The sequence below is a fragment of the Streptomyces sp. JLYT201 genome, from assembly GCF_059448825.1.
This window is the reverse complement of sequence record NZ_CM182551.1, coordinates 3,125,579-3,152,489: the sequence shown is the minus strand read 5'-3', so window position 1 is coordinate 3,152,489 and position 26,911 is coordinate 3,125,579. Positions and strand designations below refer to the sequence as shown.

At 71.9% G+C, this 26,911-nt stretch carries 25 protein-coding genes and 1 pseudogene; 15 read left to right on the top strand and 11 right to left on the bottom strand.

Annotated elements, in window-relative coordinates; genetic code table 11:
• Positions 1–242 precede the first annotated feature (242 nt).
• Positions 243–1,088, top strand: a complete 846-nt coding sequence (whiG, locus tag AC5WAM_RS12390; protein WP_366792609.1) for an RNA polymerase sigma factor WhiG — start codon at positions 243–245, stop codon at positions 1,086–1,088.
• A gap of 174 nt (positions 1,089–1,262) precedes the next feature.
• Positions 1,263–1,820: a TetR/AcrR family transcriptional regulator gene (locus tag AC5WAM_RS12385; RefSeq protein ID WP_366792661.1), complete on the top strand. Its 558-nt coding sequence runs from the start codon at positions 1,263–1,265 to the stop codon at positions 1,818–1,820.
• On the opposite strand, the gene AC5WAM_RS12380 is transcribed toward AC5WAM_RS12385, so the two are convergent.
• Positions 1,774–2,517, bottom strand: coding sequence for a murein hydrolase activator EnvC family protein (locus AC5WAM_RS12380; RefSeq protein ID WP_495522619.1), 744 nt, complete (start codon positions 2,515–2,517; stop codon positions 1,774–1,776). The two genes, AC5WAM_RS12385 and AC5WAM_RS12380, sit on opposite strands and share 47 nt — an antisense overlap.
• A 269-nt stretch (positions 2,518–2,786) precedes the next feature.
• On the opposite strand from AC5WAM_RS12380, the gene rpsB reads away from it, so the two are divergent.
• The 10 genes from rpsB (at position 2,787) to AC5WAM_RS12330 (ending at position 13,726) form a co-directional block, all read left to right on the top strand.
• Positions 2,787–3,683, top strand: coding sequence for a 30S ribosomal protein S2 (gene rpsB, locus AC5WAM_RS12375; protein ID WP_366792610.1), 897 nt, complete (start codon positions 2,787–2,789; stop codon positions 3,681–3,683).
• Between the two features lie 98 nt (positions 3,684–3,781).
• Positions 3,782–4,618, top strand: coding sequence for a translation elongation factor Ts (tsf, locus tag AC5WAM_RS12370; RefSeq protein ID WP_366792611.1), 837 nt, complete (start codon positions 3,782–3,784; stop codon positions 4,616–4,618).
• A 198-nt stretch (positions 4,619–4,816) separates the two neighbouring features.
• Complete coding sequence (gene pyrH / locus AC5WAM_RS12365) at positions 4,817–5,611, top strand: UMP kinase (RefSeq protein ID WP_374120711.1); 795 nt, start codon at positions 4,817–4,819, stop codon at positions 5,609–5,611.
• Between the two features lie 188 nt (positions 5,612–5,799).
• Complete coding sequence (frr, locus tag AC5WAM_RS12360) at positions 5,800–6,357, top strand: ribosome recycling factor (RefSeq protein WP_138962079.1); 558 nt, start codon at positions 5,800–5,802, stop codon at positions 6,355–6,357.
• A gap of 57 nt (positions 6,358–6,414) precedes the next feature.
• Positions 6,415–7,557 (top strand): phosphatidate cytidylyltransferase, encoded by a 1,143-nt coding sequence (locus AC5WAM_RS12355; protein WP_495522618.1) that lies wholly within the window; start codon positions 6,415–6,417, stop codon positions 7,555–7,557.
• 171 nt (positions 7,558–7,728) lie between these two features.
• A complete protein-coding gene (gene rlmN / locus AC5WAM_RS12350) occupies positions 7,729–8,841 on the top strand; it encodes a dual-specificity RNA methyltransferase RlmN (protein ID WP_366792615.1) in 1,113 nt (370 codons plus the stop codon).
• A gap of 225 nt (positions 8,842–9,066) precedes the next feature.
• A complete protein-coding gene (locus AC5WAM_RS12345) occupies positions 9,067–10,155 on the top strand; it encodes a thiamine ABC transporter substrate-binding protein (protein WP_495522617.1) in 1,089 nt (362 codons plus the stop codon).
• Positions 10,131–11,828 (top strand): ABC transporter permease, encoded by a 1,698-nt coding sequence (locus AC5WAM_RS12340; RefSeq protein ID WP_495523571.1) that lies wholly within the window; start codon positions 10,131–10,133, stop codon positions 11,826–11,828. The genes AC5WAM_RS12345 and AC5WAM_RS12340 overlap by 25 nt, the downstream gene beginning before the upstream one ends.
• On the top strand, positions 11,828–12,925 hold the full coding sequence (locus AC5WAM_RS12335) for an ABC transporter ATP-binding protein (RefSeq protein ID WP_495522616.1): 1,098 nt from the start codon (positions 11,828–11,830) through the stop codon (positions 12,923–12,925). Before AC5WAM_RS12340 ends, AC5WAM_RS12335 begins: the two co-directional genes overlap by 1 nt.
• 9 nt (positions 12,926–12,934) lie before the next feature.
• The gene (locus AC5WAM_RS12330; protein ID WP_495522615.1) at positions 12,935–13,726 is read left to right on the top strand and encodes a maleylpyruvate isomerase family mycothiol-dependent enzyme; all 792 of its coding nucleotides are present in this window, start codon (positions 12,935–12,937) and stop codon (positions 13,724–13,726) included.
• Positions 13,727–13,877: 151 nt separating this feature from the next.
• On the opposite strand, the gene AC5WAM_RS12325 is transcribed toward AC5WAM_RS12330, so the two are convergent.
• The 6 genes and pseudogenes from AC5WAM_RS12325 to AC5WAM_RS12300 form a co-directional block, all read right to left on the bottom strand.
• Positions 13,878–15,002: an LOG family protein gene (locus tag AC5WAM_RS12325; protein WP_495522614.1), complete on the bottom strand. Its 1,125-nt coding sequence runs from the start codon at positions 15,000–15,002 to the stop codon at positions 13,878–13,880.
• Between the two features lie 38 nt (positions 15,003–15,040).
• Positions 15,041–15,445, bottom strand: coding sequence for a VOC family protein (locus tag AC5WAM_RS12320; RefSeq protein ID WP_495522613.1), 405 nt, complete (start codon positions 15,443–15,445; stop codon positions 15,041–15,043).
• 193 nt (positions 15,446–15,638) lie between these two features.
• Positions 15,639–16,796 (bottom strand): hypothetical protein, encoded by a 1,158-nt coding sequence (locus AC5WAM_RS12315; protein ID WP_495522612.1) that lies wholly within the window; start codon positions 16,794–16,796, stop codon positions 15,639–15,641.
• 245 nt (positions 16,797–17,041) lie between these two features.
• Positions 17,042–17,737: pseudogene (locus AC5WAM_RS12310) on the bottom strand (ABC transporter ATP-binding protein); the annotation flags it as partial.
• 171 nt (positions 17,738–17,908) lie between these two features.
• Positions 17,909–19,288, bottom strand: a complete 1,380-nt coding sequence (locus tag AC5WAM_RS12305) for an aspartate aminotransferase family protein (RefSeq protein ID WP_138962090.1) — start codon at positions 19,286–19,288, stop codon at positions 17,909–17,911.
• Positions 19,273–19,809, bottom strand: a complete 537-nt coding sequence (locus tag AC5WAM_RS12300) for an Lrp/AsnC family transcriptional regulator (RefSeq protein ID WP_495522611.1) — start codon at positions 19,807–19,809, stop codon at positions 19,273–19,275. The genes AC5WAM_RS12305 and AC5WAM_RS12300 overlap by 16 nt, the downstream gene beginning before the upstream one ends.
• Positions 19,810–19,985: 176 nt before the next feature.
• On the opposite strand from AC5WAM_RS12300, the gene AC5WAM_RS12295 reads away from it, so the two are divergent.
• Together AC5WAM_RS12295 and AC5WAM_RS12290 are read left to right on the top strand one after the other, a co-directional pair.
• Positions 19,986–21,422, top strand: coding sequence for a gamma-aminobutyraldehyde dehydrogenase (locus tag AC5WAM_RS12295; RefSeq protein WP_366792628.1), 1,437 nt, complete (start codon positions 19,986–19,988; stop codon positions 21,420–21,422).
• A 103-nt stretch (positions 21,423–21,525) separates the two neighbouring features.
• Entirely contained in the window at positions 21,526–22,698 is a 1,173-nt protein-coding gene (locus AC5WAM_RS12290; protein ID WP_495522610.1) for an ABC transporter substrate-binding protein, read from the top strand.
• A 39-nt stretch (positions 22,699–22,737) separates the two neighbouring features.
• On the opposite strand, the gene AC5WAM_RS12285 is transcribed toward AC5WAM_RS12290, so the two are convergent.
• Complete coding sequence (locus tag AC5WAM_RS12285) at positions 22,738–23,349, bottom strand: TetR/AcrR family transcriptional regulator (protein WP_495522609.1); 612 nt, start codon at positions 23,347–23,349, stop codon at positions 22,738–22,740.
• A 153-nt stretch (positions 23,350–23,502) separates the two neighbouring features.
• Here AC5WAM_RS12285 and AC5WAM_RS12280 point away from each other — a divergent pair, with 153 nt between their 5' ends.
• The gene (locus AC5WAM_RS12280; RefSeq protein WP_366792633.1) at positions 23,503–24,249 is read left to right on the top strand and encodes an SDR family NAD(P)-dependent oxidoreductase; all 747 of its coding nucleotides are present in this window, start codon (positions 23,503–23,505) and stop codon (positions 24,247–24,249) included.
• Positions 24,250–24,303: 54 nt separating this feature from the next.
• Here AC5WAM_RS12280 and AC5WAM_RS12275 read toward each other — a convergent pair whose 3' ends face one another.
• The 3 genes from AC5WAM_RS12275 to AC5WAM_RS12265 are packed head-to-tail and all read right to left on the bottom strand — an operon-like array spanning position 24,304 to position 26,882.
• Positions 24,304–25,095 carry an SAM-dependent methyltransferase gene (locus AC5WAM_RS12275; RefSeq protein ID WP_366792634.1) on the bottom strand — a complete coding sequence of 264 codons (792 nt, stop codon included), beginning with the start codon at positions 25,093–25,095 and terminating at the stop codon, positions 24,304–24,306.
• A complete protein-coding gene (locus AC5WAM_RS12270) occupies positions 25,092–25,805 on the bottom strand; it encodes a glycerophosphodiester phosphodiesterase (RefSeq protein ID WP_366792636.1) in 714 nt (237 codons plus the stop codon). Before AC5WAM_RS12270 ends, AC5WAM_RS12275 begins: the two co-directional genes overlap by 4 nt.
• A gap of 30 nt (positions 25,806–25,835) precedes the next feature.
• Entirely contained in the window at positions 25,836–26,882 is a 1,047-nt protein-coding gene (locus tag AC5WAM_RS12265) for an adenosine deaminase (protein ID WP_366792637.1), read from the bottom strand.
• Between the last annotated feature and the right edge of the window lie 29 nt (positions 26,883–26,911).

The window sequence follows — 26,911 nt, the reverse complement described above, 5'->3', positions numbered from 1 at the left end:
GCGCCTTAGATCCATTACGCAGAGCGACGGTGCCGGATCGCTCGGACGTAAAGCGGAACGTATCTGCGTACGCGCGATCCCATACTCTTCGCTCACCGCGACACTTCAGTCACGCTACGCTCACGACGAATCCGGTGCAGACAGGCAATCAGACGGACAACCTCATTCACTTCACGCAAACCCCCACCCGAACCAGTTCCGACAACCCCTCAGGTCCACGGCAGAACGGCTCAAGGCGACGCATGCCCCAGCACACCTCCGGGTCCGACCGGGCGGCCATTCCCCCCGCCGCCCGTAGCGGCGAGCGGGAGCGGCGGCCTCCCGCGCCCTCGTCGCTGGACGAGCTGTGGCGGTCGTACAAGTCGACGGGCGACGGGCGGCTGCGCGAGCAGCTGATCCTGCACTACTCACCCCTGGTGAAATACGTCGCGGGCCGCGTCAGCGTGGGCCTTCCGTCCAACGTCGAGCAGGCCGACTTCGTCTCCTCCGGCGTCTTCGGGCTCATCGACGCGATCGAGAAGTTCGACATCGAGCGGTCGATCAAGTTCGAGACCTACGCGATCACCCGCATCCGCGGGGCCATGATCGACGAGCTGCGGGCGCTCGACTGGATCCCCCGGTCGGTGCGGCAGAAGGCGCGCAATGTGGAGCGGGCCTATGCGACCCTTGAGGCCCGGCTCAGGCGCACGCCCTCGGAGGGCGAGGTGGCCGCCGAGATGGGCATTCAGGTGGAGGAACTGCACGCGGTGTTCAGCCAGTTGTCGCTGGCCAACGTCGTCGCCCTGGAGGAGCTGCTGCACGTCGGCGGCGAGGGCGGCGACCGGCTGAGCCTGATGGACACCCTGGAGGACACCGCCGCCGACAACCCGGTCGAGGTCGCCGAGGACCGCGAGCTGCGGCGGCTGCTCGCCCGCGCCATCAACACGCTGCCGGAGCGCGAGAAGACCGTCGTCACGCTGTACTACTACGAGGGCCTCACGCTGGCGGAGATCGGCAATGTGCTCGGCGTCACCGAGAGCCGGGTCAGTCAGATCCACACCAAGTCGGTGCTCCAGTTGCGGGCGAAGCTGGCCAGTTTCGGTCGCTGAGCGAGCTGAATCGTCCCTTCCTGGGCGGCGCTGTCCACCGCTCCCTCGCCCCGTTCGCGCCGCGGATGTGCCTCGCCGCGCCCTCGCGGCCAGGAAGAGTGCCTGCCTGGCGGCCTCCCCTGGCGCGGGACGCGTCCGTAAAGTGGAGGCGTGCCAAGGATTCGAGCGGCCTCTGTGGCCGAGCACCGGTCGATGCAGCGCGGCGCCCTGCTGGACGCCGCGCGCACCCTGCTGTCCGAGGGCGGGACGGATGCGCTGACGTTCCCCGCGCTGGCCGAGCGCACGGGGCTCGCGCGCTCGTCCGTCTACGAGTACTTCCGCTCCCGCGCGGCCGTCGTCGAAGAGCTCTGCGAGGTCGACTTCCCGGTCTGGGCGGCCGAGGTCTCGGCGGCGATGGAGCGGGCCGCGACGCCCGAGGGGCAGGTCGAGGCCTATGTGCGCCAGCAGCTCGCGCTGGTCGGGGACCGGCGGCACCGGGCCGTGGTCGCGATCTCCGCGAGCGAGCTGGACGCCGGGGCGCGGGAGAAGATCCGGGCCGCGCACGGGGGCCTGGTGGCGATGATCGTGGAGGCGCTCGACGCCCTCGGGCATCAGGAGCCCCGGCTCGCGGCCATGCTGCTCCAGGGCGTCGTGGACGCGGCGGTGCGGCGCATCGAGCTCGGTGTGGCCGAGGAGCCCGAGGCCATCACGGAGGCGGCGGTGGCCATGGCCCTGCGGGGCGTGCGGGGCTGAGCCCCGGGCCGCCCGGCCGGGCCTCAGCGGCACTCGGCGGCGGCGGGCCGTGCCCGCCTTTCCCCGAAGCCCCGGCCTCGCTCGCCCGGAGGAGGACCCCCGCGCCCTGCGGCACGGCCGCCCACAGCCAGGACGGCCACACCGGCGGCGGCGCCCCGGCCCCCGTCAGCGGCAGCAGCCGTGACGGCCCTCCGCCCAGCAGCCACGGTGGCAGCAGGCCCAAGGGGTTCAGATACGCCGTGGCCCGGCGCAGGCCCCAGTGCAGGCATGCCGTGGGGCAGTGGTAGCGGGCCGAGGCCTCGACCGTGCCCAGGAGGTCGCCGGTGGAGACCTGGGCGCCCTTGCGCACCGACGCCCGAACCGGCTCGTAGGTCGTGCGCAGCGGCGGATCTCCCGTGCCCGCGAGCTCCACGGTGAGCACTCCTCGGCCCGCCACCCGGCCCACGTAGGAGACCCGCCCCGGCGCCACCGCCCGCACGGGGGAGCCCGGGGGCGCGGCCAGGTCCACGCCCCGGTGGCCGGGGCCGTACGCCGTCGCCGGAGGCTCCCAGCCCCGGACGATCCAGGGGCGTGCGCCCACCGGCCAGGCACCGCCCACGGCGGGCACCGGGTCGACGGCCGCCAGGGCGCCCGGAGGCGGCAGCGCGGCGAGGAGCACGAGCACGGCCGAGGTCAGGATGCGTCGTAGGCGAGACATGCCAGAACGGTCCCGCGCCGCCGCGATCCGCAGGGATCTTGGCCGGGAACTGTGGACTACCAGCCGGTTGTGGACAGCGGCGTCACCCGGCACCTCGCGGGTCCCGTACACTTCATGTGGCGATCCGGGTCACCGGGTCGACTTCGCACGCCCCGGCACCGGGCTCTCGCAGCCGCCGGTGTCAGCGCCTTTCGGTCCCGCACGCGAGTGCGTGGCACGGCGCGCGGCAGGGCGTCAGGACACAACCGAGAAAACCAAGGAGTACGGCCATGGCCGTCGTCACGATGCGGGAGCTGCTGGAGAGCGGCGTCCACTTCGGTCACCAGACCCGTCGTTGGAACCCGAAGATGAAGCGCTTCATCTTCACGGAGCGCAACGGCATCTACATCATCGACCTGCTCCAGTCGCTGTCGTACATCGACCGCGCCTACGAGTTCGTCAAGGAGACCGTCGCCCACGGCGGCACGGTCATGTTCGTGGGTACGAAGAAGCAGGCGCAGGAGGCCATCGCCGAGCAGGCCACCCGCGTCGGCATGCCCTACGTCAACCAGCGCTGGCTGGGCGGCATGCTCACCAACTTCTCGACCGTCTACAAGCGCCTGCAGCGCCTCAAGGAGCTTGAGGCCATCGACTTCGAGGACGTGGCCGCCTCCGGCCTCACCAAGAAGGAGCTGCTGGTCCTCTCCCGCGAGAAGGCCAAGCTGGAGAAGACCCTCGGCGGTATCCGCGAGATGCAGAAGGTGCCCAGCGCCGTCTGGATCGTGGACACCAAGAAGGAGCACATCGCGGTTGGCGAGGCCCGGAAGCTGAACATCCCGGTCGTCGCGATCCTCGACACCAACTGCGACCCCGACGAGGTCGACTACAAGATCCCGGGCAACGACGACGCGATCCGCTCCGTCACCCTGCTCACCCGCGTGATCGCCGACGCCGTCGCCGAGGGCCTCATCGCCCGCTCCGGCGTGGCCACGGGCGACTCGAAGCCGGGCGAGAAGGCCGCGGGCGAGCCGCTCGCCGAGTGGGAGCGCGACCTGCTCGAGGGCGAGAAGAAGGCCGACGAGAAGGCCGCTGACGCCGAGGCCCCCAAGGCCGAGGCCGAGGAGGCCCCCAAGGCCGAGGAGAAGGCCGCCGAGGCTCCGGCCGCGGACGCCGCCGAGCAGGCCTGACCTCAGCATCGGATGCTGACGGCGGGGGCCCGCGCCACGAGCGCGGCCCCCGCCGTTCACCCGTAGATCTTCGACTTCGAGAAAGACTTCAGAGAATCATGGCGAACTACACCGCCGCTGACGTCAAGAAGCTCCGCGAGCTCACCGGCGCCGGCATGATGGACTGCAAGAAGGCGCTCGACGAGGCCGACGGCAACGTCGACAAGGCCGTCGAGGCGCTGCGCATCAAGGGCCAGAAGGGCGTCGCCAAGCGCGAGGGCCGCTCGGCCGAGAACGGCGCGATCGTCTCCCTGATCGCCGACGACAACTCCACCGGTGTCATCGTCGAGCTGAAGTGCGAGACGGACTTCGTCGCCAAGGGCGAGAAGTTCCAGGCCGTCGCCGCCGCGATCGCCGCGCACGTCGCCAAGACGAACCCGGCCGACATCGAGGCGCTGCTCGCCTCCGAGATCGAGGCCGGCAAGACCGTCCAGGCGTACGTCGACGAGGCCAACGCCAACCTCGGCGAGAAGATCGTCCTGGACCGCTTCGCGCAGTTCTCCGACGGCTACGTCACGGCCTACATGCACCGCACGATGCCCGACCTGCCCCCGCAGATCGGTGTCCTCGTCGAGCTGGACAAGCCGAACGCCGAGGTCGCCCGCGGTGTCGCCCAGCACATCGCCGCCTTCGCGCCGAAGTACCTCACCCGTGAGGACGTTCCGGCCGAGGTCGTCGAGTCCGAGCGCCGCGTCGCCGAGGAGACCACCCGCGCCGAGGGCAAGCCCGAGGCCGCCCTGCCGAAGATCGTCGAGGGTCGCGTCAACGGCTTCTTCAAGGACGCCACCCTCCTGGGCCAGCCGTACGCCCTCGACAACAAGAAGTCCGTCGAGAAGGTCCTGCAGGAGGCCGGTGTCACCCTGAAGCGCTTCTCGCGCATCAAGGTCGGCATCTGAGTCCGCACCACGATCGCCGGTAGACCCCGCTAGGGTCTACCGCGGTCGCCCGCGTGCGCAGCGGCGCACGCGACGGCCGTGACGTCGTACCGCGAGGGCCGTACCGAGAGCGACGGTGCGCCTCGCACGCGACGGACGACCGCAAGATCTGACGAGGAGGCCATTGCCGAGCATGGGATGAACACCACCCCACCGGCAATGGCCTCTTCGTATGTGCACCACAAGGAGAACTCCATGACCAAGGCCGACACCAAGACTGACGACGGCAAAGTGGCCGGGCGCTTCCTGCTGAAGCTCTCCGGTGAGGCGTTCGCCGGAGGCGGCGGCCTCGGCGTCGACCCCGACGTGGTGCACAACATCGCCCGCGAGATCGCGGCCGTCGTGCGGGACGGCGCGCAGATCGCCATCGTCATCGGCGGTGGCAACTTCTTCCGCGGCGCCGAGCTCCAGCAGCGCGGCATGGACCGGGCCCGCTCCGACTACATGGGCATGCTCGGCACGGTCATGAACTGCCTGGCCCTCCAGGACTTCCTGGAGAAGGAAGGCATCGACTGCCGCGTGCAGACCGCCATCACCATGGGCCAGGTCGCGGAGCCGTACATCCCGCTGCGCGCCGTGCGCCACCTGGAGAAGGGCCGCGTCGTGATCTTCGGCGCCGGCATGGGCATGCCGTACTTCTCCACCGACACCACCGCCGCCCAGCGCGCTCTGGAGATCGACGCCGAGGCCCTGCTCATGGGCAAGAACGGCGTCGACGGGGTCTACGACTCCGACCCCAAGAAGAACCCGGACGCGGTGAAGTTCGACTCCCTCGGCTACGGCGAGGTCATCACCCGCGACCTGAAGGTCGCCGACGCCACCGCCATCACGCTGTGCCGGGACAACAAGCTGCCCATCCTGGTCTTCGAGCTGCTCGCCGAGGGCAATATCGCGCGGGCCGTCAAGGGTGAGAAGATCGGCACGCTCGTCGGCGACCAGGACTCCCGGGCCTGAGCCGAGGACGTCCGTCCCGCACGAGGCCCCACCGGGCTCCGGGGGGCTCCCCGGGATCCCTCGGGGCTCCGAGGCGCCTCGGAGGGATGGACAAAGCCCTGCCGGTCGGACACCGTGCAGGAAAGAGACGCGACGCAGCCGGCCGATCCATGGAAGCCGGGCCCACTCAAGACACGCAGGAGCAAGTGGTGATCGAAGAGACCCTCCTCGAGGCCGAGGAGAAGATGGAGAAGGCCGTCGTGGTCGCCAAGGAGGACTTCGCCGCGATCCGCACGGGCCGTGCGCACCCGGCGATGTTCAACAAGATCGTGGCCGACTACTACGGCGCGCTGACGCCGATCAACCAGCTCGCCTCGTTCTCGGTGCCCGAGCCGCGCATGGCGGTCGTGACGCCGTTCGACAAGACCGCGCTGCGCAACATCGAGCAGGCGATCCGCGACTCCGACCTCGGCGTCAACCCGAGCAACGACGGCAACATCATCCGGGTGACCTTCCCCGAGCTCACCCAGGACCGTCGCAAGGAGTACATCAAGGTCGCCAAGACCAAGGCCGAGGACTCCAAGATCTCGATCCGTTCGATCCGTCGCAAGGCCAAGGAGGCCTTCGACAAGGCGATCAAGGACGGCGACATCGGCGAGGACGAGGGCCGTCGTGCCGAGAAGGAGCTCGACGACCTCACCGCCAAGTACGTCGCCCAGGTCGACGAGCTGCTCAAGCACAAGGAATCCGAGCTGCTCGAGGTCTGACCCGCCGGGTCTGCCGAGTCGAGCGACGTCTGATCTAGGTCTGAGGAATCCGATTCCGTGAACGACACTTCCTGGGGGGCGCCGTCCAGAGCCGGGTACTGGGGGGCGCCCGACCAGGGGCCGGTCCAGGGTGCTGCCCCGGTGGGTCCCGCACACGATGCGCACGCGCTGAATCCGTCAGAGACTCAGCCCATGCCCATCGTTCCCGACGTAGCCGCGAGCGGCGGACACCAGGACGACGACCGGGGGGCTGCTCAGTCGAGCGGCCCCCTGTTCCGTGACGAGACCGCGCACGCAGCGCACGCGGCGCACTCTTCGAACCCCGCGCAGAAGCCGCAGGAGCCCATGACCGGCGCACCACAGCCCGCCCCAGCACCGCAGAAGAAGAGCGCGGGGCGCGACCTCGGGGCGGCCATAGGGGTCGGAGTGGGCCTCGGTGCCGTCATCCTCGCGTCGCTGTTCTTCGAGAAGGCCGTCTTCGTCGGCGTCATAGCGGTCGCCGTCGTCGTCGGCCTGTGGGAGCTCACCTCCCGTCTGCAGGAGCGCAAGGCCATCAAGGCGCCGCTGGTGCCGCTCGCGGTCGGCGGCGCGGCGATGGTCGTCGCCGGGTACGTGCGCGGCGCCGAGGGCGCCTGGGTGGCGATGGCGCTCACCGCGCTCGCGGTACTCGTCTGGCGTATGACGGAGCCGCCCGAGGGCTACCTCAAGGACGTCACCGCAGGCGTCTTCGCGGCCTTCTACGTGCCGTTCCTCGCCACCTTCGTGGCGCTGATGCTCACCGCGGACGACGGCCCGCAGCGGGTGCTCACCTTCCTGATCCTGACCGTGGTCAGCGACACCGGGGCGTACGCGGTCGGCTGGCGGTTCGGCAAGCACAAGCTGGCGCCGCGCATCAGCCCCGGAAAGACCCGCGAGGGTCTGCTCGGCGCGGTGGCCTTCGCCATGGCGGCGGGCGCGCTGTGCATGCACTTCATGATCGACGACGGCACGTGGTGGCAGGGCCTCCTGATCGGCCTCGCGGTGGCCGCGAGCGCGACGCTCGGCGACCTCGGCGAGTCCATGATCAAGCGGGACCTCGGCATCAAGGACATGGGCACGCTGCTGCCGGGCCACGGCGGCATCATGGACCGGCTCGACTCCCTGCTGCCGACGGCGCCGGTGGTGTGGCTGTTGCTGGTGGTGTTCGTCGGGTCGGGGTGAAACGGCGACGGGGTTACCCTTGAAGGGCGTGCTGTGCCGTGGTGCACCGTGCGCCCTTTCCCCGCATCCGCGGGGGTGTTCCCGTGAGGTCTCCCGGCTTCGGCATCATGCGCCCGGCCTCTCCGCGCCAGCGGAGGTCATCGGCCTCGCCGTAGTGAGGAGTAGCCGCTCGTGACCCCGCCCGCACCTGGAGAGCTGACCTTCGTCGCGCCGCGCGGAGCCAAGAAGCCGCCGCGGCATCTCGCCGACCTCACGCCTGCCGAGCGCAAGGAGGCCGTCGCCGCCATCGGCGAGAAGCCGTTCCGCGCCAAGCAGCTCTCGCAGCACTACTTCGCGCGGTACGCGCACGACCCCGAGCAGTGGACGGACATCCCGGCCGGGGCCCGCGGCAAGCTCCAGGAGGCGCTGCTTCCCGAGCTGATGAGCGTCGTGCGGCACATCAGCTGTGACGACGACACCACGCGCAAGACGCTGTGGCGCCTCTTCGACGGCACGCTCGTCGAGTCCGTGCTCATGCGGTACCCCGACCGGGTGACGATGTGCATCAGCTCCCAGGCGGGCTGCGGCATGAACTGCCCGTTCTGCGCCACGGGCCAGGCCGGCCTCGACCGGAACCTGTCCACGGCCGAGATCGTGCACCAGATCGTGGACGGCATGCGGGCCCTGCGCGACGGCGAGATCCCGGGCGGCCCCGCGCGGCTGAGCAACATCGTCTTCATGGGCATGGGCGAGCCCCTGGCCAACTACAACCGGGTGGTCGGCGCGATCCGCCGCCTCACCGACCCCGAGCCCGACGGCGTGGGCCTGTCCCAGCGCGGCATCACCGTCTCGACGGTCGGCCTGGTGCCGGCCATCCACCGGTTCGCCGACGAGGGCTTCAAGTGCCGCCTGGCGATCTCCCTGCACGCGCCCGACGACGAGCTGCGCGACACCCTCGTGCCGGTGAACACCCGGTGGAAGGTCCGCGAGGTCCTGGACGCCGGCTGGGAGTACGCGGCGAAGTCCGGGCGGCGGCTCTCCATCGAGTACGCCCTGATCCGCGACATCAACGACCACGCCTGGCGCGGTGACCGCCTCGGCCGCCTCCTCAAGGGCAAGCCGGTGCACGTCAACCTGATCCCGCTGAACCCCACGCCGGGCTCGAAGTGGACGGCCTCGCGCCCCGAGGACGAGAAGGCCTTCGTCGAGGCCATCGCCGCCCACGGCGTCCCCGTGACCATCCGCGACACCCGAGGTCAGGAGATCGACGGCGCCTGTGGACAGCTCGCGGCAGCCGAACGCTAGCGCGGTACGCTGGCCGGAACATCTGCATATTCCGACAGGGGAGCGCCACAGCGCTGAGAGTGCGGCACCTGACACAGGCCGGCCGCAGACCCTCTGAACCTCGCCCGGGTCATTCCGGGTAGGAAGTTCGGTCACCACTCAAGCTGTTGCGCCCTGCCCGCGAACCGCCCGGTCCGCGGGCAGGGCCGCGTCTTCTCCTGGTCACTCCAGGAGGAATGAACTCACGTGAGCACCACCAAGAAGGCCACGCTCACCGCGGTCGCGGTGGGCCTCGGGCTCGTCGCCGTCTCCGCGTGCGGCTCCGGCGGCGACTCCGGCGGCTCCTCGCAGGGGTCCAAGGACGTCACCCTGGTCAGCCACGGCTCCTTCAACGTCTCCAAGGACGTCCTGAAGGACTTCGAGAAGCGCTCCGGGTACAAGGTCCGGGTCCTCAAGGACGGCGACGCCGGCCAGGCCGTCAACAAGGCGATCCTCACCAAGGGCAACCCCCAGGGCGACGTCTTCTTCGGCGTCGACAACACCCTCCTCTCGCGCGCCCTCGACAACGGTCTCTTCCAGCCGTACGAGGCCAAGGACGCGGGCCTGGTCAAGCCGGAGTACCGGCTCGCGAAGGGCGAGCGCCGCGTGACGCCCGTCGACAGCGGCGACATCTGCGTGAACTACGACAAGAAGTACTTCGCCGACAAGGAGCTCGCGCCGCCGAAGACCTTCGCCGACCTGGTCAAGCCCGCGTACAAGAACCTCCTGGTCACCGAGAACGCCTCCACGTCCTCGCCCGGCCTCGGCTTCCTGCTCGGCACCGCGGCCGCGTACGGCGACGACGGCTGGCGGGGCTACTGGAAGAAGCTCAAGGACAACGGCGTCAAGGTCGTCGACGGCTGGGACCAGGCCTACAACCAGGAGTTCTCCGGCTCCGCGGGCGGCCGCAAGGCCAAGGGCGACCGGCCGCTCGTCGTGTCGTACGCCTCCTCGCCGCCCGTCGAGGTCCTGTACGCCAAGCCGCAGCCGAAGCAGGCCCCGACCGGTGTCGCGACCGGCACCTGCTTCCGGCAGATCGAGTACGCGGGCCTGCTCAGCAACGCCAAGAACGCCAAGGGCGGCAAGGCCCTGCTCGACTTCCTGTCCGGCAAGGAGTTCCAGGACGACATGCCGCTGCAGATGTTCGTGAACCCCGTACGGGAGGGCGCGCGGGTGCCGAAGCTCTTCCAGGAGTTCGGCGTCGAGGTCGCCGAGCCCGGGACCATGGCCCCCAAGAAGATCGCCGACAACCGTGAGCCGTGGGTCAAGTCGTGGACCTCGCTCGTACTGAAGTAGCGAAGGCCCCGGCCCGCACGGGCCGGCGGCCGTCGCGGGGAGGCGCGGCGAGGCTCGGGCTCATGGCCCTGCCCGTCGTGTTCTTCGCCGTCTTCTTCGCCTATCCGGTGGCCGCGATCGTCGTGCGCGGCCTGAAGGTGGACGGCGCCTGGCAGTTCGGGCGGATCGCGGACGTGCTCGGGCAGTCCGACATCCAGCACGTGCTGTGGTTCACCACCTGGCAGGCGCTCGCGTCGACGGCGCTCACCCTGCTGTTCGCGCTCCCCGGCGCGTATGTCTTCGCGCGCTTCGACTTCCCCGGCAAACAGGTGCTGCGGGCGGTCGTCACCGTGCCGTTCGTGCTGCCGACCGTCGTCGTGGGCACCGCCTTCCTCGCGCTGATCGGGCGCGGCGGGCTCCTCGACGAGCTGTGGGGCGTCCGTCTGGACACCACGGTGTGGGCGATCCTGCTCGCCCACGTCTTCTTCAACTACGCCGTGGTCGTGCGCACCGTCGGCGGCCTGTGGGCCCAGCTCGACCCGCGCCAGGAGGAGGCCGCGCGGATGCTCGGGGCCTCGCGCACGCGCGCGTGGCGCACGGTGACGCTCCCCGCGCTCGCGCCCGCCGTGGCGGCCGCAGCGCTGATGGTCTTCCTGTTCACGTTCACGTCCTTCGGCGTCGTACAGATCCTCGGCGGACCCACGTACGCGACGCTCGAAGTGGAGATCTACCGGCAGACGGCCAACCTGCTCGACCTGCCGACGGCCGCCGTCCTCACCCTCGTGCAGTTCGCGGCGGTGGGCGGGGTCCTGGCCGTGCACGCCTGGACCGTGCGCCGGCGCGAGAGCACGCTCCGCCTCGTCGACGCCGCGACGACGGCGCGCAGGCCGCGCGGGGCCGGGCAGTGGGGGCTGCTCGGCTTCGTCCTGCTCACCGTGGCCGTGCTCGTCGTGCTGCCGCTCGGCGTCCTGGTGCAGCGGTCCCTCGACGGTCCGCAGGGGTACGGCTTCGCGTACTACCGGCAGCTGACCTCGACGGAGGGCGGGGCCTTCCTGGTGCCGCCCGTCGAGGCGATCGGGAACTCCCTGACGTACGCGGCCGTGGCCACCGTCATCGCCCTGGTCGTCGGCGGGCTCGCGGCCACCGCGCTGACCCGGCGCGCGGGCCGCCTCGTGCGCGGCTTCGACGCGCTCCTGATGCTGCCGCTCGGCGTGTCCGCCGTGACGGTCGGCTTCGGCTTCCTCATCGCCCTGGACGAGCCGCCGCTCGACCTGCGGGCGTCCTGGTTCCTGGTGCCGCTCGCCCAGGCCCTGGTGGGCGTGCCGTTCGTGGTCCGTACGATGCTGCCCGTGCTGCGCGCCGTGGACGAGCGGCTGCGCGAGGCGGCGGCCGTGCTCGGGGCCTCGCCGCTGCGGGCCTGGCGGGAGGTCGACCTGCCGCTGGTGCGCCGGGCGCTGCTCATCGCGGCCGGGTTCGCCTTCGCGGTGTCGCTCGGCGAGTTCGGCGCGACGGTGTTCATCGCGCGGCCGGACAACCCGACCCTGCCGGTCGCGGTGGCCACCCTGTTCGGTCGCCCCGGCGACCTCAACTACGGGCAGGCGATGGCCCTTTCGACGATTCTCATGGTGGTGTGCGCGGTGTCGCTCCTGCTCCTCGAGCGGCTGCGCACGGACCGTACGACGGGAGAGTTCTGATGACCGCCACGGCCTCCGCGGGGGGCGCGCCGGGCGCGCTGCTGCGGCTCGACGAGGCCACCGTGCGCTTCGGCGCGCGGGCCGCGCGCACCCCGCACACCGCGCTCGACGCGGTCGACCTCGACGTCGCCGAGCACGAGATCGTGTGCGTGCTCGGGCCCAGCGGCAGCGGCAAGTCCACCCTGCTGCGGGCGGTCGCCGGGCTCCAGGCGCTCGACTCCGGGCGGGTCGTGCTCGGCGGCCGCGACCAGACCGGGGTGCCCGCGCACAAACGGGGCGTCGGCCTGATGTTCCAGGACCACCAGCTCTTCCCGCAGCGCGACGTGGCGGGCAACGTGGCCTTCGGCCTGCGCATGCGCGGCGTGCCGCGCGCCGAGCAGGCGCTGCGGGTGGCGGAACTCCTCGATCTGGTGGGCCTGCCGGGGGCGCAGAAGCGGGCGGTCGCCTCGCTGTCGGGTGGTGAGCAGCAGCGGGTCGCGCTCGCGCGGGCGCTCGCGCCCCGGCCGCACCTGCTGATGCTCGACGAGCCGCTCGGCCAGCTCGACCGCTCGCTGCGGGAGCGCCTGGTCGCCGAACTCCGGGAGCTGTTCAAGGAGTTGGGGACGACGGTGCTCGCGGTCACGCACGACCAGGGCGAGGCGTTCGCGCTCGCCGACCGGGTCGTGGTGATGCGGGACGGCCGGATCGCGCAGTCCGGTACGCCTCTTGAGGTGTGGCGCAGGCCCGCCGACGAGTTCGTGGCGCGCTTCCTCGGCTTCGACAACGTGGTCGACGCGACGGTCACAGGACCGGCCGCCGCGACCGTGTGGGGCAAGGTACCGGTGCCGGACGGCACGGCGGACGGCCCCTGCCGCCTGCTCGTACGCCCCGCCGGAGTGCGGCTCGTGGGGGCCGACGAGGGGCTCGCGTGCGTGGTGACGGGGCGGACGTTCCGGGGCACGCACGTCGCCGTGCGCCTGGAGCCGGTCGGCGGCGAGGGCGCGCCCCGGCTGGAGGCCGCGTGCGGACTGCGCGACGCGCCGGAGCCGGGCGCGCGCGTGGGCGTGCGCTTCGCGGTGGAGGAAATCGTCGTGCTGCGGCGGGGGGCGACGGCCTAGGCTCGGCCCATGGCCCGCCTTCCGTACGAGCGTTACCGCGACCAGGTCGCCGCCCAGCTGGAGAGCCTACGGGCGACGCTGGACGGCGCCGATCTGTCGGTGACCGTCCCCACCTGCCCCGACTGGACCCTCGACCGGCTCGTACGGCACACGGGCGGTGCCGTGCGCTGGGTCGAGCTGCACGTGCGGACCCGGGCGACGGAGAACATCCCCGACGCGCAGGTGCCCGGTTTCGAAGGCCCCGAGGGCGGAGGCGCGGCCGCGCTCGACGCGTGGCTGGCCGAGTCGGCGCAGATGTTCGACGCGACGCTGCGGGGCGCCGAGGCCGATACGCCGGTGTGGTCCTGGGCGGGAGAGGCCACCGCCGGGTTCTGGGCGCGGCGCATGACGCACGAGGTGGCGATCCACCGGGCGGACGCGGCGATCGCCGTGGGCGCCCCGTACGAACTGGCGCCCGACGTGGCCGCCGACGCCGTCGACGAGTGGCTGGACATCGTGCGGTTCGTGCAGCTGGCGAAGGCGGATCCGCGGGCCGCGGAGCTGGTGGGCGAGGGGCGGACGCTGGGGCTGCGCGCGGTGGACGCGGGGCCCGAGCTGGGGGCCGAGTGGACCGTCACGCTGGGGCCGGATGGGGTGGCGTGGGTTCGCGGGTGTGCTGAGGCGGATGTGGTGTTGCGGGGGCCGTTGACCGAGGTGTTGCTCGCGTTCTATCGGCGGCGGGGGCTGAACTCCGGGCGGGTCGAGGTGCTTGGGGACCGGGGGTTGCTGGAGTTCTGGCTGGCGAAGGCGTCGTTCGGCTGAGCCTCGGCTGTGCTGGGGCCCTGTTGAACGGCTGGGCGGCACCGGGGGCTGTGCCCACCCTTCCCCAAGCTCTCGGCTTCGCTCGAGCAGGGGAGACCCCACTCGCCCTACGGGACGATTGCCCACAGCGGGTACGCCAACTGCGCCCGCGTCAGCGGGCCAGCGACGACAATACGTCCGCCGCCTCTTCCGCGTCGGCCACCAGCGCGATCCGTCCCGCCATCGGGCGGTTCTTCGCCAAGGCCTGGAGGAGGGGCCAGGCCGGGAGGCGGGTGGTCCAGTGGGGGCGGTCGACCAGGACCATGGGGGTGGGCTCGCCCCGGGACTCGTAGTAGTTGGGGGTGGCGTTGTCGAAGATCTCCTGGACCGTGCCGGCCGCGCCGGGCAGGAAGACGACGCCCGCGTTCGAGCGGGCGAGCAGCCCGTCCTCGCGCGTGGCGTTGGCGAAGTACTTCGCGACGTGCGCGGCGAACGCGTTCGGCGGCTCGTGGCCGTAGAACCAGGTCGGGACGGAGACGGACGCCCCGCCGTCCGGCCACCGCTCGCGCACGGCGAACGCTGCCTTCGCCCACTCGGTCACCGACGGAGTGAACGACGGCGCCTTGGCGAGGATTTCGAAGGCTTCGTCGAGCATGGTGTCGTCGTACGGGGCGGCGTACGCGCCGAGGTTCGCCGCCTCCATCGCGCCGGGCCCGCCGCCCGTCGCCACCGTGAGACCGGCCCGCGCGAGGGAGCGGCCGAGCCGGGCCGCGCCCGCGTACGCGTCCGTGCCGCGGGCCATCGCGTGGCCGCCCATGACGCCCACGACCCGGGCGCCGTGCAGGAGCTCGTCGAGCGCGTCGGAGACGGAGTCGTCGTGGACCGCCCGCAGCATCGAGGCGAAGACGTCGCCGTCGGCCTTGGTCCGCTGGAACCAGGCGTACGCGCGGGCGTCCGGCGTCGCGTCGTACCCGCCGTCGGCGAGGCCCGCGAACAGGTCGCCCGGGGTGTAGAGGCGGGCGAGGTAGGGGTCGAAGGGCAGCCCCGGCACGGGCGGGAAGACCAGGGCGCCACCGGCGCGGACCCGCGCCGCCGCGTCCTCGTGCATGGGGCAGCCCAGGAAGACGGTGTCCGTGGTGTCCACGGTCAGCAACGCGTCCGTACGGTCCGTCAGATCGACTGCCTGGACGCGGTATCCGGCCAGTGAGCCGCGTGCCGCGACGACCTCGTCGAACGCGGCGAGCGTCTCGATCTCGCGGTCGCCGGGGTGCGGGGCGGATGCTGCGGAGGGGAGCATCCGCCCATGCTAGGCACCCGGCGGCGGGGACGGTGGGCTCAGCCCTCGACCTGGGCCGGGTCCATCCACATGATCTCCCAGGTGTGGCCGTCGAGGTCGTCGAAGCTGCGGCCGTACATGGTTCCGTAGTCCTGGGTGCGGCCCGCGGTGCCGCCCGCCGCGACGGCCTTGTCGACCACCTCGTCGACGGCGGCGCGGCTCTCGGCGCTCAGACAGAGCAGGACCTCGCTGGTCTTGGTGGAGTCCGCGATCTCCTTGGTGGTGAAGTCCTGGTAGCGCGCCGTGCCGAGCAGCATCGCGACGATGGTGTCGCTGATCACCACGCAGGCGCAGTCGTCCGACGTGAACTGGGGGTTGATCGTGTAGCCGAGCTCCGTGAAGAACTTCTTGGAGGCGTCGACGTCGGACACGGCCAGGTTCACGAAGATCATCTGCTGGTACATGAGGTGTCTCCCGCTCGGGTGTGGTGCGTGGGTGCGGTGTGCCTTACGGAGGGGTAGACGGAGGGCCGGGCGAGAACTCATCGGTGGTGCGGAAGTTTTTTCGAATGGGTAGGGGCGGGGCCTCGCGGGAGAGCCCCGGATCCGCCCCTTCCCGACCCCTTCACCACAGCGGCGGGGTGTCCCGAGCCGTGCCTCAAGCCGCCAGCGGCATCGCCGACAGCTGAGCCACCAGCCAGGTCAGGGGGCCGAACGCGGCCGCCAGCACGCCCGTGCGCAGGGCCGCGGAGCCCCGGAGCAGGGCCGCGGGCGCCCCGAGGCGGACCAGCGCCGCCTGGGTCGAGGCGCGGGCGCGGCGGGCCTCGGCCGCCGCGAGGGCCAGGGTGAGTACCGTGCAGCCCGCGACCAGCAGCCCGCCGAGAGTGGTGAGCGGGCCGAAGTCCGCGCGGCCGCCCGCCGCGTGCAGGGTGGTGAGCGCGTACGCGCCCGACGCCACCGCGCACACCACGCCGAGGGGCTGGCCGATCCGCCGCGCCTCCCGCATCAGGACGCGCCCCGCGAGCAGCCGGAGCGCCCCGGGCCGCACCGCCTGGAGCACGCGTCCGCACAGGTGGGTGAGGCCGGGCCCGGCGAGCGCGAGGCCGATCGCGGTGAGCGCCCACCCGGTGAGCACCCCGGCCGGGCTGCCGTCGATGCCGCCGGGCATGCGCAGGCCCGGTGCCGCGTCGGCGCCGCTCGCGTACGTCTCGACGGCGAGCCCGGCCGCGAGCAGGGCCACGCCCCACGGCAGGCCGCCCGGCGCCGGGGGCGGCGCGTCGGGGTCGGGCGGCTGCGCGCCGGGCTTCGTGCGCCGCGGCCGCAGCGTGAGCGCCACCGCGCAGGACGCGCCGAGCGGGGCGAGGGCGAGCAGGGTGAGCGCGGCGGCGAGCGGCAACGGCCGGTCGGCGGCGAGGAGTTCGGCGGCGGCGCCGTCGAACGGCAGGCCGGTGAGGTCGCCGCGCAGGTGCAGGAAGAACAGCAGCGCCACCATGGACCCGAGGGTGCAGGCCACCGCCGTGGTCATGGCCGAGATGACCATCAGCCGCCCGGGGCCGAGGCCGACCGAGGACAGCCCGGGGCGCGGCTTGGTGCCGGGGTCGCTGCGGGCCACGGCGACGGCGAAGTACCCGGTGGCGGCGAGCGGCAGCGCGCACCAGGCCAGGCGCGCCGCGGCGCCACCGGAGCCGGGGTGGCCCAGGGCGTAGCCGAGGGCGCACAGGAGCAGGAATCCGGTCCCGGCCGCCGCGGCGGCGACGAGCAGGCGGCGCAGCAGGACCAGGGGGTGGGCGCCGCGCGCTAGACGGAGAGCGAGCACGCGGCCCGGCCTTCCGTGTCGGACCCGCCGGGCCGCCCGGAGCCCCCCGGCCCGCCGGCGGCGGCCCCGGGCCGGTCGGCGGCTCCGGTCCCGCCCGCGGCGGCCGATCCGCCCGGGGCACCCGGCCCGCCGGACCCGCCCGGCCCGTCGGCGGCCCCGCGCGCGGCCCCGGCCCCGTGTGCGACCCCGTCCACGGCCCCGCGTGCGGCCCCAGCCCCGTCGGCCGAGGCGGCGGACGCGTGCCCGTCGCCGGGCAGGTGCACGGTGTGCACGCGTCTGCCGTCGAGGAGGGCCACCGTGCGGTCGGCGAGGGCGGCGACCCCCGCGTCGTGGGTGGCGAGGACGACGGTGATGCCGTGCGAGCGGGCGGCCGTCGTCAGGGTGCGCAGGACGTGCGCGCGGTCGGTGCTGTGCAGCGGCGCGGTGGGCTCGTCCGCGAAGAGGACGGCGGGGGCCGCGGCGAGGGCGCGGGCGACGGCCACGCGTTGGCACTCGGCGCGGGTGAGGGCGTGCGGCCGCTTGCGGGCGCAGTCGCCCACGTCGAGGCGCTCCAGCCACTCCAGGGCCGCGCGCTTGGCGGTGCGGTGCGGGGCGCCGCGCAGGAGCAGCGCGAGCGCGGCGTTCTCCCAGCCGGTCAGCTCGGGGACGAGCGAGGGCTCGGGGTCGATCCAGCCGAACCGGTCACGGCGCAGCCGCTCTCGGACCAGCGGGCCCATGGTGTGCACGGGTGTGGAGTTGAACCAGACCTCGCCCCGCTGCGGCGGCAGTTGGCCGGACAGACAGCGCAGGAGCGTCGTCTTGCCGCTGCCGCGCGGGCCGCCGACGGCGAGGATCTCGCCCTCGCGGACACCGAGCGAGACGCCGGTGAGTGCGGGAGTGCCGTTGAGCGTGACGTGCAGGGCACGAGCCCACAGCACGTCGTTGTCCGGCGGGGCCACCATGGGCGTACACCTCGGTTCAGATCAGATTGCCTCCCCCGTACGGGGGAACGAAGGCTGGGCCGATCGGTCACTGGGCACGCTAGGTATTGCCGGCGGGACCCCGGACAAGGACGCGGCCCGGGCGCACCCATCTCACTCGGATGGGTGCGCCCGGGCCGGTGTCGTGCCGGGTCAGATCTTGGTCCAGGCCTCCGTCAGGACCTGCCGGACGATGCCCTCGATCTCGTCGAAGGTGGACTGGTCCGAGATCAGCGGCGGCGACAGCTGGATGACGGGGTCACCGCGGTCGTCGGCGCGGCAGTACAGGCCGTACTCGAAGAGCTTCTTGGAGACGAAGCCGTAGAGCACGCGCTCGGACTCCTCGTCCGTGAAGGACTCCTTGGTGGCCTTGTCCTTGACCAGCTCGATGCCGTAGAAGAAGCCGTTGCCGCGGACGTCGCCGACGATCGGCAGGTCGTGCAGCTTCTGGAGGGTGCTCAGGAACGCGCCCTCGTTGTCGAGCACGTGCTGGTTGAGGCCCTCGCGCTCGAAGAGGTCGAGGTTGGCGAGGCCGACGGCCGCGGAGACCGGGTGGCCGCCGAAGGTGTAGCCGTGCAGGAAGGTGTTGTCGCCCTTGTAGAACGGCTCGGCGATGCGGTCGGAGACGATGGCCGCGCCGATCGGGGAGTAGCCCGAGGTCATGCCCTTGGCGCAGGTGATGATGTCCGGCACGTAGCCGAACTTGTCGCAGGCGAACATCGTGCCGAGGCGGCCGAAGGCGCAGATGACCTCGTCGGAGACAAGGAGCACGTCGTACTTGTCGCAGATCTCGCGCACGCGCTGGAAGTAGCCGGGCGGGGGCGGGAAGCAGCCGCCCGCGTTCTGCACCGGCTCCAGGAAGACCGCGGCGACGGTCTCGGGGCCCTCGAAGAGGATCTCCTGCTCGATCTGGTCGGCGGCCCAGCGGCCGAAGGCCTCCGGGTCGTCACCGTGGATCGGCGCGCGGTAGATGTTGGTGTTCGGCACCTTGTGCGCGCCCGGGACCAGCGGCTCGAAGGGGGCCTTCAGGGCCGGCAGACCGGTGATGGACAGGGCGCCCTGCGGGGTGCCGTGGTAGGCGACCGCGCGCGAGATGACCTTGTACTTCGTGTGGTTGCCGGTGAGCTTGTGGTACTGCTTCGCCAGCTTCCAGGCGGTCTCGACGGCCTCGCCGCCGCCGGTGGTGAAGAAGACCTTGTTCAGGTCGCCCGGGGCGTAGTGGGCCAGGCGCTCGGCCAGTTCGACGGCGCTCGGGTGGGCGTACGACCAGATGGGGAAGAAGGCGAGGTCGGCCGCCTGCCTGGCGGCGACCTCGGCCAGCTCACGGCGGCCGTGACCGGCCTGGACCACGAACAGGCCCGCGAGACCGTCGAGGTACTTCTTGCCCTGGTCGTCGTAGATGTAGGTGCCCTCGCCGCGCACGATGGTGGGCACGGGCGTGTTCTCGTACGACGACATGCGCGTGAAGTGCATCCACAGGTGGTCGTACGCGGTCTTGCTGAGGTCCTTGCTCACGGCTATCGGGTTCCCCACATGTAGGTCTGCTTCTTCAGCTTGAGGTAGACGAAGCTCTCGGTCGAGCGCACGCCGGGGAGCGCGCGGATCCGCTTGTTGATGACGTCGAGGAGGTGGTCGTCGTCCTCGCAGACGATCTCCACGAGCAGGTCGTGCGAGCCCGCGGTCATCACCACGTACTCCGCCTCCGGCATGGCGGCGACGGCGTCGGCGACCGGGTCCACGTCGCCCTCCACGTCGATCCCGACCATCGCCTGGCGGCGGAAGCCCACGGTGAGCGGGTCCGTCACGGCGACGATCTGCATCACGCCCTGGTCCAGGAGCTTCTGGACGCGCTGGCGCACGGCCGCCTCGGACAGGCCGACGGCCTTGCCGATGGCGGCGTACGGCCTGCGGCCGTCCTCCTGGAGCTGTTCGATGATCGCCAGGGAGACGGCGTCGACCGAGGGCGATCCGCTCTGGCCGCGGCCGCCGCCGGTGGCGGGGCGGGTGGTCGCCCCCTCGCGAGGGCTGCTGGGGTCTGTGCTTCGACTGGCCACGACTTCACTGTGCACGAGGTCTCGTCAGTTACGCAAGGGCGGATCAATGAAATTCGTTGCCAATGGACTCCCTGCTTGCGGATTTCGCAGTCCTGGGCTGCTGGGTATGTTGAAAGCGTCGGTGTACGGACTAGGGTGGGTGTCTCATCCACTGGACACTGACTGGAGGGCCGGAAGTGAGCACCGAGCTGCGCCGTCTGCGCAACTACATCAACGGAGAATTCCGGGACGCGGCCGACGGACGGACCACCGAGGTGATCAACCCGGCGACCGGTGAGGCGTACGCCCTGGCGCCGCTGTCCGGCCAGGCCGACGTCGACGCGGCGATGAAGGCCGCCGCCGACGCCTTCCCGGCCTGGCGCGACCTCGTGCCCGCCGAGCGGCAGAAGGCGCTGCTGAAGATCGCGGACGCCTTCGAGGAGCGCGCCGAGGAACTCATCGCCGCCGAGGTCGAGAACACGGGCAAGCCGATCGGCCTCACCCGCTCCGAAGAGATCCCGCCGATGGTCGACCAGATCCGCTTCTTCGCGGGCGCGGCCCGGATGCTGGAGGGCCGCGCCGCCGGTGAGTACATGGAGGGCCTGACCTCCATCGTCCGGCGCGAGCCGGTCGGCGTCTGCGCGCAGGTCGCGCCGTGGAACTACCCGATGATGATGGCCGTGTGGAAGTTCGCCCCGGCGCTCGCCGCGGGCAACACGGTCGTCCTCAAGCCGTCGGACACCACCCCGGCGTCGACCGTCCTGATGGCCGAGATCATCGGCTCCGTCGTGCCGCCCGGCGTGTTCAACGTGGTCACGGGCGACCGCGACACCGGCCGCATGATGGTCGAGCACCCGACCCCGGCGATGGCCTCCATCACCGGCTCGGTGCGCGCGGGCATGCAGGTGGCCGAGTCGGCCGCCAAGGACCTCAAGCGCGTCCACCTGGAGCTCGGCGGCAAGGCGCCCGTCGTGGTCTTCGAGGACACCGACCTGGCCAAGGCCGTCGAGGACATCTCGGTGGCGGGCTTCTTCAACGCGGGCCAGGACTGTACGGCCGCGACCCGGGTGCTCGTCCACGAGTCCATTCACGACGAGTTCGTCACCGCCCTCGCCAAGGCCGCCGCCGACACCAAGACCGGCCTGCCCGACGACGAGGACGTGCTGTACGGCCCGCTGAACAACGCGAACCAGCTGGCGCAGGTCTCCGGCTTCATCGACCGGCTGCCCGCGCACGCCAAGGTCGAGGCGGGCGGCCACCGGGTCGGCGAGAAGGGCTACTTCTACGCGCCGACCGTCGTCTCCGGGCTCAAGCAGGACGACGAGATCATCCAGAAGGAGGTCTTCGGCCCGGTCATCACCGTCCAGTCCTTCACGGACGAGGCCCAGGCCGTCGCCTACGCCAACGGCGTGGAGTACGCCCTGGCCTCCTCGGTGTGGACCAAGGACCACGCCCGCGCGATGCGCATGTCCAAGGTCCTCGACTTCGGCTGCGTCTGGATCAACACGCACATCCCGCTGGTCGCCGAGATGCCGCACGGCGGCTTCAAGAAGTCCGGCTACGGCAAGGACCTCTCCGCCTACGGCTTCGACGACTACACCCGCATCAAGCACGTCATGACGTCGCTCGACTGACGTCGGGGCCCCGCGCGGGGCTGACGTTCTGAGTCGTCTTCGGGGCGGGCGGTGGACACCTTGTCCATTGCCCGCCCCGCGTGCGTGAAGTGAGGGTGGGGACATGACAGTTGCCGCACGTCGTACGTTCCTCAAGGGCATCGGCGCGGCCGGGGTCCTCGGCGCCCTCGCGGGCTGCGGGGTGCCCGCCGCGTACGTCGAGGCCTCGGACCGCGCCGCGAAGGACCTCTCCGGCCGGGAGAAGAAGCTGACGTTCGCCAACTGGCCGCTGTACATCGACACCGACGACGAGGACAAGACCAGGCGCCCCACCCTCGACGCCTTCGAGAAGCGGACCGGCATCGACGTCCGCTACACCGAGGAGATCAACGACAACGACGAGTTCTTCGGCAAGATCAGCCCCTCCCTGATGAACCATCAGGAGACCGGCAGGGACCTCGTCGTCATCAGCGACTGGATGTGCGCGCGCTTCGTGCGCCTGGGCTGGGTGCAGGAGATGGACCGCTCCCGGCAGCCCAACGTGGCCGAGCACCTCGACCCGATCCTGCGCACGCCGCACTTCGACGAGGGGCGCAGGTACTCCGTGCCCTGGCAGTCCGGCATCACCGGCATCGCGTACAACAAGCGGCGGCTCGGCCGCGAGATCCGGCAGGTGTCGGACCTGTGGGCCGACGACCTGAAGGGCCGGGTGACGCTCCTGTCCGGGCTCGACGAGGCGTTCGCGCTGCTGATGCAGGGCGACGGCGTCGACATCGGGAAGTGGACCGGGGACGACTTCCACCGCATGTGCGACCGCCTGGAGAAGCGCGTGCGCGGCCACCACATCCGCCGCTTCACCGGCAACGACTACATCAAGGACCTCGCCTCCGGCGACGTCCTCGCCTGCCAGGCCTACAGCGGCGACGTCATCCAGCTCCAGGCCGACGACCCCGACATCGCGTTCGTCGTCCCCGAGGAGGGCGCCGAGCTGTGGGCCGAGTCCCTGATGATCCCCAACCTCGCCCGCCACAAGGGCAACGCCGAGCGCCTGATCGACCACTACTACGACCCCGAGGTCGCCGCCTCGCTCGCCGCCTGGGTCAACTACGTCTGCCCCGTGCCCGCCGCCCGCGACGTCCTCGCCTCCTCCACGGACAAGGAGCTGGCCGCCCTCGCCGAGGACCCCCTGGTCTTCCCCGACGACGCGATGCGCGCGCGCCTCGCGATCGCCCGGGACATCACGTCCGCCGAACGCACGGAGTTCGCCCGCCGGTGGAACTCCCTCGTGGGGCTGTAGGCGTGGGGCTGTAGGCCCCGCGCCGCGCGGCCGCGCGGGCTACGCGCCGGGCGCGAGCACCGCGTCCCAGGCCGCCATCGCCCGGTCCACCGTCTTGTCCAGGGTCGCGCGGGACGCGCCGTCGCGGGCCTGGACGGACATGCCCTGGACGACCGTGGTGTAGAAGGCCGCCACGGCCTCGGTGTCGGTGGCGGCGGGGAGTTCGCCCTCCTCGACGCCGCGGCGCAGGCGCTCGGCCATCATCTCGGCGCCCGAGCGGCGCCAGGCCGCCAGGTGGTCGCGCACCGGCGCGTTCGCCGGTGAGCAGTTGGTGGCGGCAAGCACGATCATGCAGCCGGTCGGCCGGTCCCGGTCGGTGTACGCGCGCGCGTTCTCGCGCAGGACCGCCTCGACGGCGCCCCGCGCGGTGGGGACCTCGGCGAACGCGCGCGTCATGGCCGAGCCCTCGGTGGTGCTGTACAGCGCCACCGCCTCCTGGAACAGCCGCTCCTTGGAGCCGAACGCGGCGTACAGGCTGGGCGAGGCGATGCCCATGGCCGAGGTGAGGTCGGTCATCGACGTCGCCTCGTACCCGTGCTCCCAGAACACCTCCATGGCCCGGCGCAGGGCCGTCTCCCGGTCGAAGCCCCGGGGCCGTCCGCGTCCCGCCACGCTCCCCACCTCATTTCTGTAGTGACTGACAAATATAGGTCTTGACGTGGTGGAACGCGCGTGTGAAAGTTTCTGTGCCGATCGACACAGAAATCGGCGGGCGGTACGCGACCGCGGGGGCCGCCCTCGCGCACGACGGATGTGGGGCAGTAAATGACGGACCTCCAGGGCAAGGCCGCGCTGGTCACGGGCGGCAGCCGGGGCATCGGGGCGGCGATCGTCAAGCGGCTCGCGCAAGACGGCGCCGACGTGGCGTTCACCTATGTGAGCCCCGCGGGGAAGGCGAAGGCCGAAGCCGTCGTCGCCGAGGTGGAGGCGCTCGGGCGGCGGGCGGTGGCCGTCCAGGCCGACGCGGCGGACGCGGCGGCGGTCACCGGGGCGGTGGAGCGGGCCGCGCGCGAGCTCGGCCGCCTCGACATCCTCGTGAACAACGCGGGCGTGTTCCCGAGCGGGCCGATCGAGGAGGTCTCCCTCGACGAGCTGGACCGCACCCTGGCGATCCACGCCCGCGCGGCCTTCCTCGGCGCCCAGGCCGCGCTCGCGCACCTGCCGGAGGGCGGGCGCATCGTGAGCATCGGCAGCAACCTCGTGGGCCGCGTGCCGTTCCCCGGCATCGTCCTGTACTCCATGAGCAAGTCCGCCCTGATCGGCTTCACCAAGGCCCTCGCCCGCGAGCTCGGCCCGCGCGGGATCACCGTCAACCTCGTCAACCCCGGTGCCACGGACACCGACATGAACCCGGCCGACGGCCAGAGCGCCGACTTCCAGCGCGGCCTGTCCGCCCTCGGCCGCTACGCGGAGGCCGACGACATCGCCGCCACGGTGGCGCACCTGGTGGGACCGGGGGGCCGCTCGATCACGGGCGCGGACTTCACGGTGGACGGCGGCACCAACGCGTAGGCGCCCCGCCGGGCGTTCCCGTCGGGCCCGGCTCCCCGGCAGGCGGGGCGCGGGCTACGGCTTGCGGGCCACCGCGCCGTACTGGGGGACCGTGGGGGCCTCGGGGCAGCGCCAGCGGGAGCAGGGCACGATGCCTGGTTCGAGGAGGTCGAGGCCCTCGAAGTAGGCCTGGAACTCGGCACGGGTGCGGCCGGTGATCGGCGGCGTGGCGTTCTTGTTCCAGAAGTCCATCGCGGCCTCGTTGTCCGCCCCGCCGACGTCGGCGTCCAGGGTGGGGTGGGTCACGACGAGGTAGCTGCCCGACGGCACCGCGTCCATGAGGGTCCGTACGATCCGGCAGGTGTCGCCGGTGTCCGGGACGAAGTTGAGGATGCCGAGCAGCAGCACGGCGATCGGCCGGGTCAGGTCGAGCGTGGCCGCCGCGGCCTCCACGATCTCGCGCGCGTTGCGGGCGTCCTGGTCGACGTACGTGGTCACGCCCTCGGGCGAGCTGGTGAGCAGCGCCTGGGCGTGGGTCAGCACGATCGGGTCGTTGTCGACGTACACGATGCGCGCGTCCGGGGCCAGGCGCTGCGCGACCTCGTGGGTGTTCTCGCCGGTGGGCAGGCCGGTGCCGATGTCGAGGAGCTGGCGGATGCCCCGGTCGCCCACGAGGTGGGTGACCGCCCGGCCGAGGAACGCCCGGTCCGCGCGGGCCACTTCACCGATGCCGGGGAACATCTCGGTGACCTGCTCGCCGACCGCCCGGTCCACCTGGTAGTTGTCCTTGCCGCCCAGCCAGTAGTTCCACACCCGGGCGTTGTGCGCGATGTCCGTGCGGATCCTGCCGGTGCTGTCTGCCGTCACGCCTGCGGTTCCTTCCCCGTCCCCTGGCTCCGCCGCCCCAGCACGGTGGCGAGCGCGTCCATGCGGTTCGTGGTGATCGAGTCCACTCCGTGGGACACGAGCTTACGCAGGGTGCGACGGGTGTCGGCAGTCCAGGCGGAGACCAGGTAACCCTGCCCGTGGACGTGGTCGACGAGTTCCCGACTCACCAGGCCGAAGCGGTAGTTGAGCCAGCGCGGCGTGAGGGCGGCGAGCAGGGCGGGGCGCGGCGGCGCGAGCGACTTCCACGTCAGCGAGATCTCCGCCGCCGGGTCCGCGGCCCGCACGGCGAGCATGGCGGCGGGCCCGGCGCAGTAGTACACGCGCTCCGCCGCGCCGCACTCGCCGATGACGCCGACGACCCTGCGGACCGTGTCCGGCGCCGGGTCGGGGAGGTCCACGAGGACGCGGTGCCCCGCGGTCTCCTTGAGCGCCTCCTCCAGCGTGGGTACGCCGCCCCCGGTGATGCCCCGGACCTCGGCGGCGGAGAGCGCGGCCAGGGGCCGGTCGTGCTCCCACAGCCGGTCGAGGGAGGCGTCGTGCAGCAGCACGGGGACGCCGTCGGCGGTCAGGCGCACGTCGATCTCCACCGCGTCCGCGCCGCGGTCGAGTGCCGACCGCAGGGACGGCAGGGTGTTCTCGCGGACGCGGTAGGGATCGCCTCGGTGGGCCACGGCAGTCAGGGTGCGCATGGGTTCATTGTGGCCCGGGGGGTGCGGGGATCAGCGCGACAGCCACGTCTCGGTGTACGCGTCGATCTCCTCGCTGATGCGGCGCTTGCCCGCCTCGTCGAGGAAGGACACCTCCACGGCGTTCTTCGCGAGGGCCGCGATGCCGCGCTCGTCGAGGTCGAGCAGGCGGGCGGCGACGCCGTACTCGTTGTTGAGGTCCGTGCCGAACATCGGCGGGTCGTCGGAGTTGATCGTCACGATGACCCCGGCGTCCACGAACTGCTTCAGGGGGTGCTCGTCGAGCGTGGTGACCGCGCGCGTCGCTATGTTCGACGTCGGGCAGACCTCCAGCGGGATCCGGTGCTCCGCGAGGTGCGCGAGGAGCTCGGGGTCGCGGGCGGAGCTGGTGCCGTGGCCGATGCGCTCGGCACGCAGCTGCGTCAGGGCGTCCCAGACCGTCTCGGGGCCCGTGGTCTCGCCCGCGTGCGGCACGGAGCGCAGGCCCGCGGCGATGGCCCGGTCGAAGTACGGCTTGAACTGCGGGCGGGGCACGCCGATCTCCGGGCCGCCGAGGCCGAAGGAGACCAGGCCCTCGGGGCGGATGCCGTCGGTGGTGGCGAGGCGCACGGTCTCCTCGGCCGCGACGAGGCCCGCCTCGCCGGGGATGTCGAAGCACCAGCGCAGGACGACGTTCAGCTCCGCCTCGGCCGTCTTGCGGGCCTCCTCGATGGCGGCCATGAAGGCGCGCTCGTCGATGCCGCGGCGGGTGGAGGAGTACGGGGTGATCGTCAGCTCGGCGTAGCGCACGTTCTGCCGGGCGAGCTCGCGGGCCACCTCGTAGGTGAGGAGGTGGACGTCCTCGGGGGTGCGGATGAGGTCGACGACGGACAGGTACACCTCGACGAAGTGCGCGAAGTCCGTGAACGTGAAGTAGTCGACGAGGGCCTCGGGGTCCGTCGGCACCTTGGAGTCGGGGTGGCGGGCGGCGAGCGCGGAGACGATCCGGGGGGAGGCCGAGCCGACGTGGTGGACGTGCAGCTCCGCCTTGGGCAGACCTGCGATGAAGCTTCCAGCTCGGGATGCGGTGGTCTCGGTCATGGTTCCTCCCCGGAACAAGGTTGATCGGC